Genomic DNA, 17,934 nt, shown 5'->3' on the forward strand with positions numbered 1-17,934 from the left:
TGAGCTCGCGGTGAGCTCGCGGTGAGCTCGCGGTGAGCTCGCGGTGAGCTCGCGGTGAGCTCGCGGCGGTGAAGCCGATGCGGTCCGGTCCACGATCGGACGCGAAGACCGCCGGTGGATCGGATCCGCCCGCGCCGAATTCCCCGGTCCGCCTCTTCCCGGCTCATCTCGGTGACCGACCGGCCACCCCGCCGGCCCGCTTCTCCCCCGCCGGGTGACCACGGTTCCCAGACCGCCTCACCCTGGCCGACCGGCCACCCCGCCGGCTCACTGCGTCCCCGCCGGGTGACCGTGGTCCGGTTCAGGGGCGGCCCCGAGGATTTACGGGCCGGGTGGTAATCAGGAGCGCCCGGGAGGGACTACTCGGTGTGGACGATCCCCAAGAACGATTCACCGGCCTCTATGACCGCCACTACCGGGGCGTGCTGGGCTATGCCCTGCTGCGCGCCGAGCACGGCGTGGCGGAGGACGTGTCCAGTGAGACCTTCCTGATCGCCTGGCGGCGTCTCGACGAACTGCCCGATCCACCGTTGCCGTGGCTGCTGGGCGTGACGCGCAACCTGCTGGCCAAGCAACGCGACTCGCGTCACCGGCGGCAGGCGCTCGTCGATCGGATCGCGGCGCTCACCACCTCTCAGGACCACCTGATCTGGGACATCGCCGAGCACGTGGTGGACCGGGACACCGCGCTCGCCGTCCTGGCCGCCCTGCCGGAACAGGACGTGGAGGTGATGGCCCTCGCCACCTGGCACGGGCTCCCGCCCGATCAGGCCGCGACCGTCATGGGCTGCTCGACCCGTACGTACAACGTCAGGCTCCACCGGGCCCGCAAGCGCCTGGGCAGGGCGCTGCGCACCGAGGCGGGGACGAGGGCCGCGCAGCTCCGCCCGCGCCCGTCTCTCCGAGGAGGCCTGATGTCGTACCCACCCCGCCGCTCCCGCGAGGAACCGTCCTGCCGAGCCAGCAAGGAGGAAGACATGACCGACCGCATGTTCGCCCGGCTCAAGCCCGTGGAGCTGGACGAGCTGACCGACGAGGCCTACCGCCGCCGCCGTTCGGACGATCTCGCCCGCGCGTTCCGGACTCCCCGTTCCCCCCAGCCCACCCGGAGGTTCACGATGCCCCGCCGTCCGTTCCTGATCACCGCCACCGTGGCCGCCGCCGGGCTCGCCGCCGCCGTGATCGCCGTTCCCGGCCTCGTCTCCGGGGACTCCTCTCCGGGCGGAACCCCCGCCGCGGTCCCGCGGACCTCGCAGGCCGTGGACGCCGCGGGCTCGCAGCCGCTGGACGCCCGGTCCTTCCTCCTCGCGGCGGCCGAGACCGCGGCCCGCGAACCGGCCAGCTCGGGCCGCTACTGGTACACCCGCGAGCGCGTCTTCGAGAAGATCCGGGTGGCGGAGGGCGAGTACACGGCCGAGGCCAAGGCTCTGCTCAAGGAGTGGGAGGCGACGCAGAAGGCCCTGAAGGACAAGCCCGAGGAGCTCAAGGCCGCCACCGAGGAGTTCGAGAAGAAGAGCTACGAGCTGAAGACCTCGCAGGTGCCGTACGACGCGACCGCCGCCTACACCAAGGATTTCTGGCGCGCGCGTGAGAAGGGCGCCACCAGCCGCACGGTCGGCAACCAGGACGTGAAGATCACGTTCAGGACCCCGGAGGACGAGGCGAAATGGAAGGAGGCGGGTTCACCGGTCCTGCGGGACGACAGGCCGCGCACCGGCGACGACACCACGGAACGGGTCCTGTCCATCGACAACCCAGGCCTGAACGTCAGGAACGTGGCCGAACTGCCGACCGGCAAGAAGGATCTGGAGCGCCGGCTGCGGAGCCTGTACGGCCGGAAGCCCTCCGGTGGCGGCGGGAAGGCGACGTTCGACATGTACCTGTGGCAGACAGGTCTGGACCTGATGGCGGCGCCGATCACGCCGGGGACCCGGTCCGCCCTGTTCCAGGTGCTGGCCGGACAGTCGGGCCTCCGGTCGCAGGGAACGGTCACCGACGCGTTGGGGCGCGCAGGGGTCGCTCTCACGACGAGTGACACCTCCGAGGAGGGCACGTTCGAGTTCCGCCTGATCCTGGACGAGAAGACCGCGGAACTGCTGGAGTACTCGGTCGCCGAGCAGGGGGAGTCCTCCCCGCTCGTGCAGGTGGCCTACGAGGACATGGGCTGGGTGGACCGCCTGGGTGAGCGCCCGCGCGACTAGCTCCCCGCGCCTCTTCCTCTCCCTTCCTCCGGGAACCCCGGGGGCCCCGGTCGGGACTCCGCCACAAGCCGAGGACTCCGCCACGGGCCCGGTCCCGGTGGGCTTTCCACCGGGACCGCCACGGAGGTCATCCCGTTCCGGTGCCCCGCCCCTGCGCGGCCGTCACGGCCTCCACCCCCAGCGGGATCTCGAAGTGGACGGTCTGGAAGTGCTCGTGGTCGCCGTCACGGGCGTCGTGGACCACCGTGGCCAGCGACCGCCAGAACGCCTCCGCGCCGTCCACCCGGGTGTCGGTGTGCAGGTAGAGGGCCTCGTACCCGCCGACGTCCGCAACGAATCGGCACGCGAGCCCGACCATGGCCCTGGCCAGGCCGTGACGCCGGTGCTCGGGCCGGACGTAGACGCGGAAAAGCTGGGCGGTGGTCTCCGCGGGGTAGCGGTCGGCGAGGAACCGCGGGTGCGGCGGGCACGAAGGGCCCCCGGCCCTGACCGCGGTGGTTCCGACGACCTCCCCGCCCTTGGTGGCCACGAAGAGGGCGTGCCTGGCCGGACGGAGATAGACACCGTCGAGGTCGATGACGTCCCGGTGCCATTCCGGGCGGTAGCCGTACCCGAACTCACGGTAGAAGGTGTCGAGCATGACGCCGCGCGCGCCTTCCAGGTGCTCGGCCTCGGCCAGGTGGACATCGTAGGGACTCATGTTCGGTTCTCCTGGTAGACGTGTGGATCGAGGAGGTCGCGGGTCAGCGGGTGGCGGGGCCGGTCGAGGACGTGCGCGACGGCGCCCTCCTCCACGACCCTTCCCGCTGAGAGGATCACGACGTGATCCGCCAGCCGCGCGACGACACCCATGTCATGGCTGATCAGTACGAGGGTGAGGCCGAACGCCTGGCGGAGCTCGTCGAGCAGGTCGAGGACCCCGGCCTGGGTGACCATGTCCAGGCCCGAGGTGATCTCGTCGCAGACGAGGACGTCGGGGGAGGCCAGCAGCGCGCGGGCGAGAGCCGCGCGCTGGAGTTCCCCGCCGGACAGTCCCCCGGGCCGGCGGGTCGCCGTGGCCGGGTCGAGCCTGACGTGCCGGAACATCTCCAGCGCCGCGTCCCGCGCCACGCCCGGGCTCAGGCCGCGCAACCGTACGGCGGTGCGGCTCACCTGGTCGACCACCGTCCGGTTCCGGTCGAAGGAGGCGTGCGCGTCCTGGAAGACGTACTGCACGCGGGCGATGTCCTCGCGGCGCCGACGCGACAGTGAGGGCGCCAGCGGTCGCCCGTCGAGCAGTACGGCACCCCGTGTGGGTTCGTGCAACCCCGCGATGCAGCGGGCGAGGGTGGTCTTCCCGCTGCCCGAACGCCCGACCAGCGCCAGGCACCGACCGGCGGCCACCCGCAGTGACACGTCATGGAGCACCGTGGTCGCGCGGTGCCCGGCGGTCAGGCCGTCCACGGCCAGCCGCGCCGGGGCCGGCGAGGCTCCCCCGGGGCACGGGTCCACCGAACCGGGAGACGCGTTCTCCGGGGTGAGAGGCGGGCCGGCCGGGTCGGAAGACGGGTTCCCCGGGCCGGGAGGCGGGTTCACCGGGAGCCGGGCGGCGAGAAGCCGCCGGGTGTAGTCGTGCCGGGGCCGGCTGAGCACCTGCTGAGCCGGACCGCTCTCCACCGCCCGGCCGTCGGACAGGACGACGACGTGATCGGCGAGTGCGCACACCACGTCCAGGTCGTGGCTGAGCAGCACCACGGCGATGCCCTGGCGGGTGAGGCCCTTCAGCTCGTCGATGATCTCCCGCTTGGTGATGGCGTCCTGGCCGGTGGTGGGTTCGTCCGCCACGATCGCCGATGGAGTGGTGAGGAGGGTCTGGGCAAGCACCAGGCGCTGCTGCTGGCCCCCGGAGAGCTGGTGCGGGTAGCGGCGGAGCAGGTCCTCACCCGTGGGCAGTTCCGCACGGCGGAGCACGGACGCGATGCGCTCCGCCTCGGCCTCCCGGCGGACGCGCCACCGGGCGAGGACCCTTTCCGGCCCGCGTCGGCGGGTGCCGCCTCCTTCCGCCCTTCCCAGCCCTTCCGCCCTTCCCCGCCCTCCCGGTCCTTCCGGCTTTTCCGGTCCTTCCGGCTTTTCCGGTCCTCCCGATCCGTGCCGCCGCGTGCCGGGCTCCCGCACCCCGTACGCCCGGGCGGCCTCCTCCGGCCCATGCCGCCGGGCGATCTCGCGGAGCACCGCGCCGACGCGGCGGACCGGGTTGAGCACCGACGCGGGGTGCTGTGGCAGACAGCCCACCGTGCCGGTCACCTCGACCGTCCCGGACAGGACCACGCCGGGTGCGTGCTCGCCGAGCAGCGCCCGGCCGATCGTGGTCTTGCCGCTGCCCGAGGCGCCGACCAGGGCGAGCACCTCGCCGGAGGCGAGCTCGAAGGAGACGCCGTCGACCAGCGTGCGGCCGCCGGCTTCGGCGCGCAGCCCCACGACGCGGATCACCTGGCCTCCCCACGGCGCCGCTGTGCCCCGTCGAAGAGCAGGTTCAGCCCGACGGCCAGCATGACGACGAGCAGGGCCGGGACGACGACCGCCCAGGGCTGGAGGAACATGCCGGTACGGTTGCGATCGACCATCACGGCCCAGTCGCTGGCGTCCGGCGGCACGCCGACGCCCAGGAAGCCCGCCGTCGCGACGAGGTAGAGCGCTCCGACGACGCGGACGCCCAGGTCCGCCAGGAGCGTGCGGAGCATCGACCGGCCCACGTACCCGATCGCCCGGCGCCACCAGGTCTCGCCCTGGAGCCGCATCGCCTCCATGGCGGGCCGTGCGGCGATCTCCAGGGCCGCCGCGCGGGAGATGCGGGCCACCTCCGGTGCGCTGATCACGGCGACGATGGCGATCAGGGTGAGCGGTCCGGGCGGGACGGTCGCGGCCAGCAGGATGAGCAGCAGCAGCGAGGGGATGGCCAGCAGCAGGTCGAGGGGGCGCATCAGCAGTTCGTCGAGCCACCGGCGCCGGGTCATCGCGGCCAGCACGCCCAGCGGCGTGCCGACGAGGTAGGCCAGGGCGGTGGCGGTCAGCGCGACCGTCACGACCGTCCTGCCGCCGAGGAGCACCTGCTCTCCCACGTCGCGCCCGACGAAGTCCGTTCCCAGGAAGGGGCCCTGGGAGAACGAGACACCGCGAGGGCTCGGCTCTCCCACCAGCAGCGGGCCGGCGAGGGCGATCACCGCCGGCACACCCAGCAGCACACCGCCCAGCCCCCACCTCAGTACCGGCCCCACGCCGCGCCTCCCGCCGCGTCCCGGCACCGGCCCCACGCCGCGCCTCCCGCCGGGTCCCGGCACCGGCCTCACGCCGCGCCTCCCGCGCGCGGGGCCAGACGGAAGGCGACGACGTCGGCGACGAGGTTCACGGACACGGTCGTGGCCGCGAAGACCAGGGCGAGCCCCTGGATCACCGGGATGTCCCGGGCGGAGACCGCGCTGATCAGCGAGGTGCCGAGGCCGGGGATGACGAAAACGGCCTCGACGGCGATCACACCGCCGAGGAGCCAGTCCGTGGTACGGGCGAGTTGCTGCACGGCCGGCGCCACCGCGTTGGGCAGCGCGTGCGCCAGCCTCACCCGCCGGACCGGTAGCCCGAGCCGCAGGGCATGGCGGACGTAGTCGGAGCGCAGGGCATCGATCATCCCGGCCCGGACCAGCCGGCTGATCGAGCAGATCGGCCGGGCGAGCAGGGCGAGGAGGGGCAGCACCAGCACGGCCGGCTGCGCGAGCAGGTTCGGGCCGACGCCCACCGCGGTGGGCGGGAGCCAGCCGAGCCTGAGCGCGAACAGCGCCACCAGCATGACGGCGAGGGCGAACTCCGGCACCGAGTACAGGCCGATGCCGACCGATGTGAGCACCCGGTCCAGCAGCCGGCCCTCGCGGATCGCGGCGACCACGCCGACGGCCACGGCCAGCGGCACCAGGAGCAGCAGGGTGATCGCGGCGAGTTGGACGGTCGGCCCGCCGGCGTCGGCGAGGAAGCCGGTGACCGGGCGCCCGGCCGTCAGGGACGACCCGAGGTCGCCGTGGAGAAGCCCGAGCAGCCAGTCGGCGTAGCGCGCCGGTGCGGGCCGGTCGAGCCCGAGCTCCCGGCGGATCTGCTCGATCCGCTCCGGGTCGGGTGTGTCACCGGCCAGCACCACGGCGGCGTCCCCGGGCAGCGCCTCGGTGAGGGCGAACACCAGCGTCGCGACCGCGAGGATCTGCGCCAGGCCGAGCAGCAGGCGCCGCCCGGCGTACCGCGGCAGGCTCACGCCAGCCAGACCTTGTCGAACCGGGCCCAGTCGAGGGTGTTGGCCGGGGCGTCGACGATGCCGCCCACCCCCGGCGCGGTGGCGACGAGCCAGTCGGCGAAGCCCCAGACGAGATAGCCGCCCTCGGCGTGCTGCATGCGCTGCATCTCGGCGTACACGTCGCGGCGTGCCTTCTCGTCGGCGAGCGAGACGGCCTTGGCGTAGAGCGCGTCGAACTCCGAGCGCTTCCACTTGGTGATGTTGGTGGTGGACGTGGAGAGCAGGCGTTGCGAGAAGTGGGACTCGATGGGCATCGCGCCGGAGCGGAAGCAGCACAGGCTGCCCTTGTCGAGGACGTCCTTCCAGTAGGTGTCCTTGTCGCCCACGGCGACCTTGACGTCGAGTCCGGCCTGCCGCATCTGGTCGGCGAAGACGCTCGCGGACTCCACGAAGCCACTGGCCGCCTCCGAGGTGTCGAGCTGCACCTTCAGTCCCTTCGCGCCGGCCTTCTCCACCAGCCACTTCGCCCGGTCCAGGTCCCGGGTGCGCTGCGGGATCTCCTCGGCGTAGTACTGGTAGCCCTTGCCGAACAGGTCGTTGCCGACCTGCCCGGCCCCGGCCAGGACGGTGTCGACCAACTGCCGGCGGTCGGCCAGCAGGAACATGGCCTCGCGCAGGTCGGGGTCGTTGAAGGGCGGACGGTCCAGCTTCATCGCGAAGGCCTGCATGCCGCTGTTGGTGAGCCGGGTGATGGTCAGGCGGTCGTTGCCCTGGTAGGTGCGGGCGGTGGTGGCGGTGATGTCGTGGGCGTAGTCGACCTGCCCGCCGAGGAGCGCGTTGACGCGGGCCGACTCCTCGTTGCTGATCAGGTACTGCAACTCGTCGACGTGGGGGGCGCCCTCCCAGTAGTCGGGGTTGCGCTTGAGCAGCAGGGAACGACCGGGCTCGAAGGACCCGAAGCTGAACGGCCCGGACCCGATCGGCCTGGTGAAGTCCTCGGCGCCCTCGGGGACGACGAACACGCCGAAGGCGGCCATCACATTGGGGAACTCGGCGAACGGCTGCTTGAGCGCGAACTCGACGGTGCGGTCGTCGACGGCCTTGCTGCGGGACAGGTCGATCACCGCCAGGCTGGCCCTGGCGCGGAAGGCGCGGGCGGGGTCGCCGATGCGGGCGTAGCTGTACAGGACGTCGGCGGCGCGGACGGGTTTGCCGTTGTGGAAGTTCGCCTGGCGGAGGGTAATCCGCCACGTGGTGAGGTCGGCGTTCGCCTCCCAGCGTTCGGCGAGCCGGGGCCGGACGGACAGGTCGGGGCCGTAGTCGGCGAGCTTGTCGAACAGCGCCTTGGAGCGCGAGGCCTCGACGAACAGGTTGGACAGGTGCGGATCAAGGGTCTCCTGGGCCCCGCCCCCGGCGAACGCGACGCGCAGCCGGCCCCCCTTGCGCGGCCGGCCCGTCGCGGCGGTCCCGGTCGCGGAGGAGCCGGTGCCGCACCCGGCGAGCAGGGCGGCGGACAGGCCTGCGGTGGCACCGAGGAAGGCACGGCGGTTCATGGAGTGCATGGGGGTGGGTCCTTTCATGGGTGGAGCACCGTGGCCGTGCCACGGTCATGAGGTCGTGGCCGTGCCACGACGTGGAGCCGGTCACCGGACGGGTCGGCGCCGGACCGGCGTACGAGGGCGTCAGCGAGGCGACCGGCCCGGTGGCCGGATCCGGGATCGGGGAACCGGAACCCGTGCAGTTCGGGGTCGTCGGCGGGGAGGTTCACGGCCCAGCCGTCCTCTCCGGCAGGCGGACACGGCGTACGGCGAGCGCGGACCCCAGCCCCAGCGCCGCGCAGAGGACCCAGGCGAGCCCGCCGGCCGTGTCGCCCGCCCAGCCGATGACGACGTTGCCCACCGCGGCGACCAGACCCGAGGCGAGGTAGAACATCCCGAAGAGGGTGCCGGTGACCCCCTCCCTGCCGAAGGCGGGGATCAGTTCCAGCACGAACGGCTGCGCGATCATCACGCCCAGGGCCAGCCCGAACGCGGCCACGAGCACCGGGACCAGGCCGGGCAGCAGCGGGACCAGGAAGGCGGCGCCCATCACCGCCAGGCCGAGCGCGATGGCGTCACCCCGGCTGACGCAGTCCTTCAGCCGGCGCGTGACCCGCACCTGGAGCAGCAGCGTGGCGACGGTGGACACCAGGAACAGCGCCGCCACGGAGGCGGCCGATCCGGTGACCTGTTCCGCCCGCATCGGCAGGATCAGGTAGAGCTGGTTCTGCAGCGCGAACATCCCGCTCAGCGCCAGCGTGAAGGCGACGAACCCGCGGGCGGCCAGGCATTCCCGCCAGTCGCCGAGCACCGGCCCCGCGCCGGGCGGGACGGGCCGCGGGGGCAGCGTCAACGCCTGCGCCACCGTCAGCCCGGCGAAGATCAGGGCCGCGACCGTCGCCGCCACCCGGAAGTCGAGCAGCAGCAACGCGCTCCCCAGCAGCGGACCGAGCAGCGCCCCGGTGTTGGCGAACACGTTGAACAGGGAGAACGCCTCCGCGCGGCGGTCGCCTGCCTCGGTCGCCAGGTAGGCCCGCACAGCCGGGTTGAACAGCGCCCCGGCCAGACCCGACAGGACCGAGGCGCCGAGCAGCACGGGCAGCGAGCCGTCGAGCGCGAAGAGGCCGAAGCCCACGGCACGCAGGCCGCACCCCACGATGATGACCGTCCGCGCGCCGATCCTGTCGGAGGCCGTCCCGCCGATCAGGAACAGGCCCTGCTGGCTGAGGTTGCGGACGCCGAGCACCACCCCCACGACCGCGGCCGACAGCCCCAGGGTCCCGCCGAGGTAGCCGGCGAGATAGGGCACCAGCAGGTAGAAGCCGGTGTTGACCCCCATCTGGTTCACCAGCAGGAGCCGTACGGACAGCGGGAAGGACCGGAACGTCTTCATGCCGCCGACCGGACCCCGAGCCCGGGGCGGCCGGTCGGAGCGGCGAGCACCGTCTCACCGGCCGCTCGCACCATGTCCGTGTCGAGCACGGCGGGGAACAGGTGACCGCTCTCCACGAACCACGGCTCGCCGGTCACGCCGATGGCGGAGGCCCCGCCTCCGCTCACGCTCCCGCCGGTCCCGCCGGTGCCGGAGGCCCCGCCTCCGCAACCGACCGGCTCGACGCCGGCCCCGGGACCGGTCGGCGGCCCCTCCGGCAGGGCCGGGACGTCGCCGGCCCCCATGGTGATCACATCGTCGGCGGGGAGCGGGGAGTGCCCGGAGGCGCTCCCCGGGACGTGCGGGCAGCGATGCGGTTCACAGGCCGGGAAGGTGAGCCGGTGCCCCTCCGCCGGGGTCGCCCTCGGGGAGCGGACGCGCAACGCCCCTCCCCACTTCTCGACCATCAACGGGTGCCCCAAGACGCCTTCCCAGCCACGCGACCAGATACCAGAAAATGATAATGAGTTTCATTTCATTGGCAACCCTCCGCCGGGAAACACCCGGGATCACCACCGGGAGTGTTCGGGCGAGCTCTCCTCGTGCAGGAAGCGGGTCGGGGAACCGGCCACGCCCCGTCCGCGCTCGTGAAGTGGTCGATCGGGAAGCGGAAGAGCGGGCGCCACCCGGATCCGGGCCGCGACAGGCCGTTCCACCGGCGGGGCCGGGGCCCGTCCGCCCCGGTCCGCGCGGGGCGGCGGCGGATTCCGAGGGCGCCGTGTCCCGAGCGGTGGCTGATACGGCTCCCTTCAGCGCCGGACGCGGATCACCCCTCTTCACCGTCGCGGCGGCGATCGGGGAAGATGGCGGGACACCGCGCGTCAGGACACCGCGGAGGCCGTGGAAGCCGGCGCCGCCGGACGAGGCCCTCGCGGTCGGGCACGGCGCACGTCCCCGGCGCGACCGGCTGCGTAGACGAACCAGATAAACCGGATGAACAGGAGAATCGGTGGAGCTGCCCTACGACGCGGTGCTGTGCGACTTCGACGGTGTGATCCGCCACTACGACGCCGGCAGGCTGACCGCGCTCGAACGCGACTGCGGACTCGCCGAAGGGACCACGATGAAGATCGCCCTGGCGCCCGAGCTGCTGCTCCCCGTGTCCCAAGGGCAGATCACGACCGACCAGTGGACGGCCTCGATCGTCGCCGAACTGGAGCGCCTGCTCGGCTCCGCCGAGAAGGCCGCGGCGCTGGGAAGGGCGTTCGCCGAGGCCCGTGCCCAGGTGGACGAGGAGGTCCTCGATCTGCTGCGCCAGGCTCAGGCGCGGGTGCCGGTGGTGCTGGTGACCAACGCGACGGTCCAGTTGGAGGATGACCTCCGGGCTCTGGGCCTCGCGCACTTCTTCGACGAGGTCGTGAGCAGCGCCCGGGTCGGGACGGTCAAACCCGGGCGGCGGATCTACGAGATCGCGGCCGAGCGGGCGGGGGTGCCCCCCGCGCGATGCCTTTTCGTGGACGATCGCCGGGAGAACGTCGAGGCCGCCCGCGTGCTCGGCATGACCGGCGTGTTCTATCGCGAGGTCGCGAACCTGCGCGAGGCGCTGGCCCCACTGCTGGACGGGGACCGCGGCCCGGCCTCCTCGTAACCGGGCCGGGATCGGCGGATCACGGCCTGCCCCCGACCGGCACCCGGCGGACGCGGACGCGAGCGGTCGTACGTCTCCGTCGCCGTACCCGTTGCGCCCACTGCGGTACGCCATGCTCCCGGCGCCGGCCAAGTGCGGTCCCGCACGTCCTTCCCCGCTCTTTGCGATCTTCGGCAGCACGGGGACGACCGCCCCGGCCGACTACCGGCGGCGGCCGCGGAACGTCCGGCGCAGGTCGTCGACCCACGCGTCGGGGATCTCCCAGGGGATGAAGTGGCCACCGCGGTCGTGCGCGGTGAGGTTGACGTGGTGGTACCACGCCGCGCGGTCGGTGCCGAGGAAGTGCTGGACGCGCTGGTCGGTGCTGACACCCGGCGGGTTCTCGTAGCCGACGAACGTGATGCCGGTGGGCGCCTCGATCACCGGCTGCCGGTCGTGGGACGGCGTCCACGGGTACCGGTTGTTGGAGGCCGACCATGCCGCCGGTCACCTCGATGTCGTAGCCGGTCTCCTCCTTCACCTCCCGGACGGCGGCCTGCGGCACCGACTCAGTGAGGTCCATCCCGCCACCAGGCAGCGCCCACAGCCCGTTGTCGACGCGCCGCTGCATGAGGATGCGGCCCTGGTCATCGGCGACCACGGCGGACACTCCCACAACCAGAGTGTTGGGCGCAGGGGCGTCGGGATCGTCGTAGTACTCGGTGCGGGGCACTCACGTCTCCTCGTCGGGAAGCCGGGACTGTTTCCAAACTGCCTCAAAGCTGGTGGCGTAGGTGTCGAACAGTCCCTCGTCGCGCATGCGGCGCACGTGGTGGACCGGTGCGCCATAGGCGTTCATGCCGTACACGTGGGCGTTGACGATCATGTGATCGTCACCGGTGAACAGGGAGTTGTAGAGCGTGGTGTCGTGCACGCACAACTCGACTCCGGACGACTCCGCCAGCGGCCGGTAGTGCATGAGCGCGACGCGGCAGCGTGACTCGATGCCATGCCCGAACCGTTCCTCAGCTCCTCGGCCTCGGATGACGGGGAGTCGGCGTCGCCCAGGAGGATGCGCACCCGGCACCCCTGCCGCGTCTTGGCGGTGAGAAGATCGTTGAGGTCCGGCCACGACTCGTGCAGGAAATTGGCGGCGTAGACCAGGATGTCGATGCGCTGCTCGGCCCGCTCGAACAGGGTCCGCCACATGTCCAAGGGGGCGGACGCGCGGGTGGGGGTAGGCGGCGATCAGCTCACCGCTCCCCCGGTTGCGGCGACGAGGCGGCTCTACTCGTCCGCAGGTAAGAGCCCCTGACGGAGTCCGGCCCGCCCTCTTATGGCTGAAGGCGGGCCGACTGCTCGTGCGTCTACACCGGACTGTCACCGACTTCCTGAAAAGGCTTCCGGTAGCTGCGGGAGGAGTCCCCCACTGATGCCTGGAGGGGAATCATGATGTCCAACCTGTCCTGCGGCTCGTCAGCAGGCGACGGAGGGGTGGACGGCGTACAAGATCTCCCTTCGCTCCATTCCTCGTAGGAGATCCCGCATGCCGTACAGAACGTCGTCGGGAGTTCCGACGGGTCCTCCCATGCATGGCCCATGGTCATGTTTCATCCTCGGGGGATGGGGCCTGCGCGGCGTGGACTCGCTGCGCAGGCCAAACGCCCTTACGAAACCAAGCCAGAGATCGGTTCGATACCGGCATGGCGAGGAGTCGCGACCGCGTTGTCCGAGCAGGAGGCAGGCCGGCAACGCCATCCGGTCACGACACTGGTGTGATGCGGGGGGAGGGCCATCGTCGTCCTGCCAGTGGAGGCAGGGGCGGGCGGCATCAGCCGATCAGGCCCGGCTTCAGGGATGAGGCCTGCAACAGATCTATATCGGCCACGCCCAATGTGACCCATCCGCTGTACGGACGGCTAAGGGCCACAGATATAGTGCACGAAGCCCCCTCTCCACGAGATGCGACAGTGGCCCGCCTCGGCGGGAAGAGCGGGGGAACCGGCCTGGCAGGGTCCGAGAGCCGCAATCTCTCGGGTGTTCCCCGCTGGGCCGTCCCCGTATCTGGACATGGACCGTCTCACAGCGAAGGCTCTCCATCGAGCTCGATCGGTCCAGGCTCAGCCTAACACCTCCCAGATGGTCGGGTTCGCCCCTTAGGTTCCGCTCACGCAAACGAGATCCTTTGCCTCCGTGCGTACGAGAGAGACGCCCCTCCCACCGGAGCCTTTCCTCGGCGCCACCACACTCCAAACGTCGAATGAAGGAGTGGCATCGCCCCCGCCGAATGCGGTCACAGCGCATAGGAGCGGTGGATGATAGAGGAGGAGAGGACATGTCCGTATCCGCAGTGACCATAACCGAGATTGCGGATGCGCAACATGACCACTATGTTTCGATTGCGCATTTTGGGAAGGAGGCGGAGTATAGCAGTGAGCGTTGACAGCAGCAGCGACAAGACCCACTTCTCCGTTTGGCTGACCCAGATGGCCCGGGCTATGGGATATCCGACCGACGCATCCCTGGCGGAAGCCCTGGACATCAGTCCCTCTACGATCTTGAGGTGGCATCGGGGAAGCAAGCCATCGGTCGCCCATCTTGTGCGCTTGAGCACGACGCTTGGGGTACGCCTGGAGGGATTACTGGCCTTGGCCGGCCACGTCGACCCCCAGATACTCGGCCCCAAGGCCGAGCTACCTGAACCTCCATCACCCGTCACCGAGACCGTACGCCGTATCCGGGACTCCTCCATGACCGCGCGGTCACAGGAGATCCTGACCCGCTACTGGAACAGTCGCCTCGCAGAGGAACGCAGTCGAACATATGAGCTGATCCGCATCGTAGAAGGCGCCGAACGCGGAGAACTCGACGTCGTCGAAGACCTCGCCAAGATCCTCGCCCTCACATCCCAGTCACAGCTGTCGAAGCACCTGGTGGATCTCCTCCGAGAGGTGACCGACACCCTGGGGGCAACCACAGCGCGATCCCGGAGAGGACGAAGGCGATCACCTCACGAGCGGCTTCAGTTCATCCTCCGCCGGTCCGAATCCGACCGCGTCCGCTTGGAGGTCCTAGGGTTCGACGGCACCGTCCTCAGCGCCGAGAACGAGTTCGAGAGTCCTGAAGCCGCCAAGAAGCAACTGGAGCGGTCCTTGGGGGTCGAACCGGACGCCATTCAACTGCTGGACGAGGAGTAACACCACGAGGCTGTAGAGGCGCTTCCCGCGCTTCTGCGGCCCGACTCTCAGAGCCGAGACGGGTGGCACCGCGACGGAGAGCGGAGCCGACTCGTGATCATTGTTCAACTCGGCGCAGGAACCTCTTCGGGGACCACCCACTGCCGACGTCGACTGATTTATGTCACTCGGTCGGGGGAAATCCCGCTAACAAGCTGCTAATAAACGATCAAAAGGCCAGATCCATAGTCATGGGATCCGGCCTGTGAACTGGGTGGGGCTAAGAGGACTTGAACCTCTGACCTCTTCCTTATCAGGGAAGCGCTCTAACCGACTGAGCTATAGCCCCTCATCGTGCAGGAACGGCCTCGCATCCGTCTTCCGGCAGCGAGCCCGTTCGCTCGAACTGGGAAAAGCTTACCCTGTTCCGGCACCTGCTTGCGCCATGTCCTCGCGCGGAAAGACGAGGACATGGCGCGAGATCGACTATTCGGCCTCGCTGAAGGTGACCTCGATGCCGCCGACCAGGTCGGAGGAGATGTTGTAGATCACCGCGCCGAGGGTCGAAAGAGCGGTGATCAGGACGACGTTCACCGCGCCGATCAGGGCGGTGTAGCCCAGGATGCGCACCGGCTCGAACCAGGAGGCGACGTCGATGTCACTGGTGGACTTGCCGTCGGCCATGGTGAGCTGGTTGACCGTCTGGATGATGTTGTCGAACACCCCCAGGCTGTTCAGCACCATGTAGAGCACCGCGACCGCGACGAACAGCACCACGAAGCAGACCAGCGCCACCACGAAGCTGAACTTCATGGCCGACCAGGGCTCGATCCTGCGCAGCACCAGGTGCGCCTTCCGCGGCGTCCTGGGGGCGGGTTCGGGCCCCTTCCTGTCGGCGGGTGTGTCCAGCGACGGCTGGGGCGACGACAGGCCGCCGGGAGACCACGGAGCGCGGTTCTGCTCGGCGGCCGGAGCCGGAGAGGAATGCGGCGGCGAAGCCGACGGTGGCTGAGGGGGTGGAGACCCCCCCGGGCGGACCCGCACCGTGGTTTCGCCGTGCTTGGTGTCGTCTGTCACTTTCTTCCTGCCCTTGGAGTCGTCGGATACCGAACCATCGGTCCCCGGCGCGGGCACGCTACCGTTGGCCGGTGACGGGGCCACCCTCACATCATTCGGTTCAGGGGCCTTGTCCATTTTCTCCGTCACCTTGTCACGCGTCGACGAGGAAGCAGGACGCGAGCCGGGCTTGCCCTGAGCACTCACCGGCTACTCCCCTTCCCCATTTCCCTCGTTCTCCAACGCCTCGGCGTTCCGGGCGAGCGCCACGACACTGTCTCCCTCTGCGAGATTCATCAGCCGAACCCCCATCGTCTGGCGGCCGGACTGCTTGATCTCCCCAGCGCTTGTCCGGATAACCCCCCCGGCGGACGTGATCGCGAAGACCTCGTCCTCCGGTCTGACCATGACGGCACCCACCAGCTTGCCACGAGCGCTGACAATCTTGGCGGTCAAAACGCCCTTGCCGCCCCTTCCTTGCACAGGGTACTGATCGGCGGGGGTCCGCTTGGCGTATCCGCCCTCGGTCGCGACCAGGACGTCGTCGCCGTCGGCGATCCGGTTCATGGCCAGGAGCTCGTCCCCGTCCATGAAGCGCATGCCGATCACGCCGCTGGTGGCGCGGCCCATGGGACGCAACGCCTCGTCGGAGGCCGTGAAGCGGATGGCCTGGGCGTCGCGGGAGACCAGGAGGAGGTCGTCGTCCTCCGACACGAGCCTGGCCGCGATCACCTCGTCGTCCTCGCGCAGGTTGATGGCGATGAGGCCGCCCGTGCGCGGCGAGTCGTACTCGGACAGGCGCGTCTTCTTGACCAGGCCGCTGCGGGTGGCCAGGACGAGGTACGGGGCGACCTCGTAGTCACGCAGGTCCAGGACCTCCATCACGACCTCGTCCGGCTGCATGGCCAGCAGGTTCGCCAGGTGCTGGCCGCGGGCGTCACGGCCGGCGTCGGGCAGCTCGTAGGCCTTGACCCGGTAGACCCGGCCCTTGTTCGTGAAGAACAGCAGCCAGTGGTGGGTCGTGGTGACGAAGAAGTGGTCGACGATGTCGTCCTGGCGCAGCTGCGCACCCTTGACCCCCTTGCCGCCGCGCTTCTGGGAGCGGTAGAGGTCCATGTTGGTGCGCTTGGCGTAGCCGCCCCGGGTGATCGTGACGACCATGTCCTCCTCGGCGATGAGGTCCTCGATGGACATGTCGCCCTCGTAGGCGATGATCTCGGTCTGGCGGTCGTCGCCGTACCGCGTCGTGATCTCGGCCAGCTCGTCGGCGATGATGGAGCGCTGCCGCTCCGGCGAGGCGAGGATGTCGTTGTAGTCGGCGATCTGCGCGGTCAGCGCGTCGTACTCGTCGATGATCTGCTGCCGCTCCAGGGCGGCCAGCTTGCGCAGCTGCATGTCCAGGATGGCCTGGGCCTGGATCTGGTCGATCTCCAGCAGCGACATGAGGCCGAGCTGGGCCTCGGCGGCCGAGGGTGAGCGCCGGATGAGGGCGATCACGTCGTCGAGCCGGTCGAGCGCCTTGAGCAGCGCGCGCAGGATGTGCGCCCGCTCCTCGGCCTTGCGCAGCAGGTAACGCGTCCGGCGGACGACGACCTCGACCTGGTGGTTGATGTAGTGGCGGACGAACTGGTCGAGCCGGAGCGTCCGCGGCACGCCGTCGACCAGGGCCAGCATGTTGGCGCCGAACGTGGTCTGCAGCTGGGTGTGCTTGTAGAGGTTGTTCAGCACGACCTTGGCCACGGCGTCGCGCTTGAGCACGATCACCAGGCGGCGGCCGATGCGGGCGGAGCTCTCGTCACGGACGTCGGCGATGCCGGTGATCCTGCCGTCCTTGACCAACTCGGCGATGGTCAGTGCGAGGTTGTCCGGGTTGACCTGGTAGGGCAGCTCGGTGACGACCAGGCACTGCCGGCCCTTGTTGTCCTCCTCGACCTCGACGACGGCCCGCATGGTGATCGAGCCGCGGCCGGTGCGGTAGGCGTCGTCGATGCCGCGGCGCCCGACGATGAGCGCGCCGGTCGGGAAGTCGGGGCCCTTGATCCGGGCGATCAGCGCCTCGAGAAGTTCCTCGTCGGTGGCGTCGGGGTTCTCCAGCGCCCACTTCACCCCGGCGCCCACCTCGCGCAGGTTGTGCGGCGGGATGTTGGTGGCCATGCCGACCGCGATGCCCGCCGAGCCGTTGACCAGCAGGTTCGGGAAGCGGGACGGCAGGACGTCGGGCTCCTGCGACTTGCCGTCGTAGTTGGGGCTGAAGTCGACGGTGTCCTTGTCGATGTCGCGGAGCATCTCCATGGCGATGGGCGCGAGCTTGCACTCGGTGTATCGCATGGCGGCCGCCGGGTCGTTGCCCGGCGAGCCGAAGTTGCCCTGGCCGTCGACCAGCGGGTAGCGCAGCGACCAGGGCTGCGCCAGTCGCACGACCGCGTCGTAGATCGAGCTGTCGCCGTGCGGGTGGTAGGTGCCCATCACGTCGCCGACGATCCGGGCGCACTTGAAGTAACCCCGGTCCGGCCGGTAACCGCCGTCGTACATCGCGTAGAGGACGCGGCGGTGCACCGGCTTGAGGCCGTCGCGCACGTCCGGCAGCGCGCGGGACACGATGACCGACATCGCGTAGTCCATGTAGCTGCGCTGCATCTCGGACTGGATGTCGACCGGCTCGATGCGATCGACGGGCGGAGTGTTCACTTCCGTCACAGGTGAAAGGTCCTT

15 protein-coding genes, 1 tRNA gene and 1 pseudogene are annotated in these 17,934 nt (G+C 70.3%); 4 read left to right on the forward strand and 13 right to left on the reverse strand.

The features are described 5' to 3' along the window. Positions 1-368: 368 nt before the first annotated feature. A complete protein-coding gene (locus tag ABD841_RS27145; protein WP_344977736.1) occupies positions 369-2,201 on the forward strand; it encodes a CU044_5270 family protein in 1,833 nt (610 codons plus the stop codon). Positions 2,202-2,328: 127 nt separating this feature from the next. Here the strand turns inward: ABD841_RS27145 and ABD841_RS27150 are convergent, their stop codons facing one another. From ABD841_RS27150 to ABD841_RS27180, 7 genes are all read right to left on the reverse strand, one after another. Then, positions 2,329-2,901, reverse strand: coding sequence for a GNAT family N-acetyltransferase (locus ABD841_RS27150; protein WP_344977738.1), 573 nt, complete (start codon positions 2,899-2,901; stop codon positions 2,329-2,331). Continuing rightward, positions 2,898-4,670: an ABC transporter ATP-binding protein gene (locus tag ABD841_RS27155; protein ID WP_344977740.1), complete on the reverse strand. Its 1,773-nt coding sequence runs from the start codon at positions 4,668-4,670 to the stop codon at positions 2,898-2,900. The genes ABD841_RS27150 and ABD841_RS27155 overlap by 4 nt, the downstream gene beginning before the upstream one ends. After that, positions 4,667-5,455: an ABC transporter permease gene (locus ABD841_RS27160; protein ID WP_344977742.1), complete on the reverse strand. Its 789-nt coding sequence runs from the start codon at positions 5,453-5,455 to the stop codon at positions 4,667-4,669. The genes ABD841_RS27155 and ABD841_RS27160 overlap by 4 nt, the downstream gene beginning before the upstream one ends. Before the next feature lie 68 nt (positions 5,456-5,523). After that, on the reverse strand, positions 5,524-6,474 hold the full coding sequence (locus ABD841_RS27165) for an ABC transporter permease (protein ID WP_344977744.1): 951 nt from the start codon (positions 6,472-6,474) through the stop codon (positions 5,524-5,526). Beyond that, the gene (locus ABD841_RS27170; RefSeq protein ID WP_344977746.1) at positions 6,471-8,015 is read right to left on the reverse strand and encodes an ABC transporter substrate-binding protein; all 1,545 of its coding nucleotides are present in this window, start codon (positions 8,013-8,015) and stop codon (positions 6,471-6,473) included. Before ABD841_RS27170 ends, ABD841_RS27165 begins: the two co-directional genes overlap by 4 nt. A 202-nt stretch (positions 8,016-8,217) precedes the next feature. After that, entirely contained in the window at positions 8,218-9,384 is a 1,167-nt protein-coding gene (locus ABD841_RS27175; protein ID WP_344977748.1) for an MFS transporter, read from the reverse strand. After that, the gene (locus ABD841_RS27180) at positions 9,381-9,845 is read right to left on the reverse strand and encodes a hypothetical protein (protein WP_344977750.1); all 465 of its coding nucleotides are present in this window, start codon (positions 9,843-9,845) and stop codon (positions 9,381-9,383) included. The genes ABD841_RS27175 and ABD841_RS27180 overlap by 4 nt, the downstream gene beginning before the upstream one ends. 527 nt (positions 9,846-10,372) lie before the next feature. On the opposite strand from ABD841_RS27180, the gene ABD841_RS27185 reads away from it, so the two are divergent. Continuing rightward, positions 10,373-11,011, forward strand: coding sequence for an HAD family hydrolase (locus tag ABD841_RS27185; RefSeq protein WP_344977752.1), 639 nt, complete (start codon positions 10,373-10,375; stop codon positions 11,009-11,011). Positions 11,012-11,212: 201 nt separating this feature from the next. Here the strand turns inward: ABD841_RS27185 and ABD841_RS27190 are convergent, their stop codons facing one another. From ABD841_RS27190 to ABD841_RS27200, 3 genes and pseudogenes are all read right to left on the reverse strand, one after another. After that, positions 11,213-11,434 (reverse strand): hypothetical protein, encoded by a 222-nt coding sequence (locus tag ABD841_RS27190; protein ID WP_344977842.1) that lies wholly within the window; start codon positions 11,432-11,434, stop codon positions 11,213-11,215. Between the two features lie 58 nt (positions 11,435-11,492). Continuing rightward, positions 11,493-11,723, reverse strand: a pseudogene (locus ABD841_RS27195) (NUDIX domain-containing protein); the annotation flags it as partial. After that, positions 11,724-11,924: a hypothetical protein gene (locus tag ABD841_RS27200; protein ID WP_344977754.1), complete on the reverse strand. Its 201-nt coding sequence runs from the start codon at positions 11,922-11,924 to the stop codon at positions 11,724-11,726. 1,498 nt (positions 11,925-13,422) lie between these two features. Here ABD841_RS27200 and ABD841_RS27205 point away from each other — a divergent pair. Continuing rightward, on the forward strand, positions 13,423-14,187 hold the full coding sequence (locus tag ABD841_RS27205; protein WP_344977756.1) for a helix-turn-helix domain-containing protein: 765 nt from the start codon (positions 13,423-13,425) through the stop codon (positions 14,185-14,187). Positions 14,188-14,441: 254 nt separating this feature from the next. Here the strand turns inward: ABD841_RS27205 and ABD841_RS27210 are convergent. Together ABD841_RS27210 and ABD841_RS27215 are read right to left on the reverse strand one after the other, a co-directional pair. Further along, positions 14,442-14,515: transfer RNA gene (locus ABD841_RS27210), tRNA-Ile, on the reverse strand. 137 nt (positions 14,516-14,652) lie between these two features. Then, complete coding sequence (locus tag ABD841_RS27215) at positions 14,653-14,979, reverse strand: DUF3566 domain-containing protein (RefSeq protein WP_344977758.1); 327 nt, start codon at positions 14,977-14,979, stop codon at positions 14,653-14,655. Here ABD841_RS27215 and ABD841_RS27220 point away from each other — a divergent pair. Continuing rightward, entirely contained in the window at positions 14,978-15,178 is a 201-nt protein-coding gene (locus ABD841_RS27220; RefSeq protein WP_344977760.1) for a hypothetical protein, read from the forward strand. The two genes, ABD841_RS27215 and ABD841_RS27220, sit on opposite strands and share 2 nt — an antisense overlap. A gap of 254 nt (positions 15,179-15,432) precedes the next feature. Here the strand turns inward: ABD841_RS27220 and gyrA are convergent, their stop codons facing one another. Beyond that, on the reverse strand, positions 15,433-17,919 hold the full coding sequence (gyrA, locus tag ABD841_RS27225) for a DNA gyrase subunit A (RefSeq protein ID WP_344977762.1): 2,487 nt from the start codon (positions 17,917-17,919) through the stop codon (positions 15,433-15,435). Positions 17,920-17,934 lie beyond the last annotated feature (15 nt).

The organism is Streptosporangium fragile (assembly GCF_039534445.1).
Taxonomy (GTDB): domain Bacteria; phylum Actinomycetota; class Actinomycetes; order Streptosporangiales; family Streptosporangiaceae; genus Streptosporangium; species Streptosporangium fragile.

Coding starts and splice junctions, on each gene's coding strand:
- ABD841_RS27150 (WP_344977738.1), bottom strand. CDS start 2,901: ATGAGTCCCTACGATGTCCACCTGGCCGAGGCCGAGCACCTGGAAGGC.
- ABD841_RS27170 (WP_344977746.1), bottom strand. CDS start 8,015: ATGCACTCCATGAACCGCCGTGCCTTCCTCGGTGCCACCGCAGGCCTG.
- ABD841_RS27175 (WP_344977748.1), bottom strand. CDS start 9,384: ATGAAGACGTTCCGGTCCTTCCCGCTGTCCGTACGGCTCCTGCTGGTG.
- ABD841_RS27215 (WP_344977758.1), bottom strand. CDS start 14,979: ATGAAGTTCAGCTTCGTGGTGGCGCTGGTCTGCTTCGTGGTGCTGTTC.
- ABD841_RS27220 (WP_344977760.1), top strand. CDS start 14,978: ATGGCCGACCAGGGCTCGATCCTGCGCAGCACCAGGTGCGCCTTCCGC.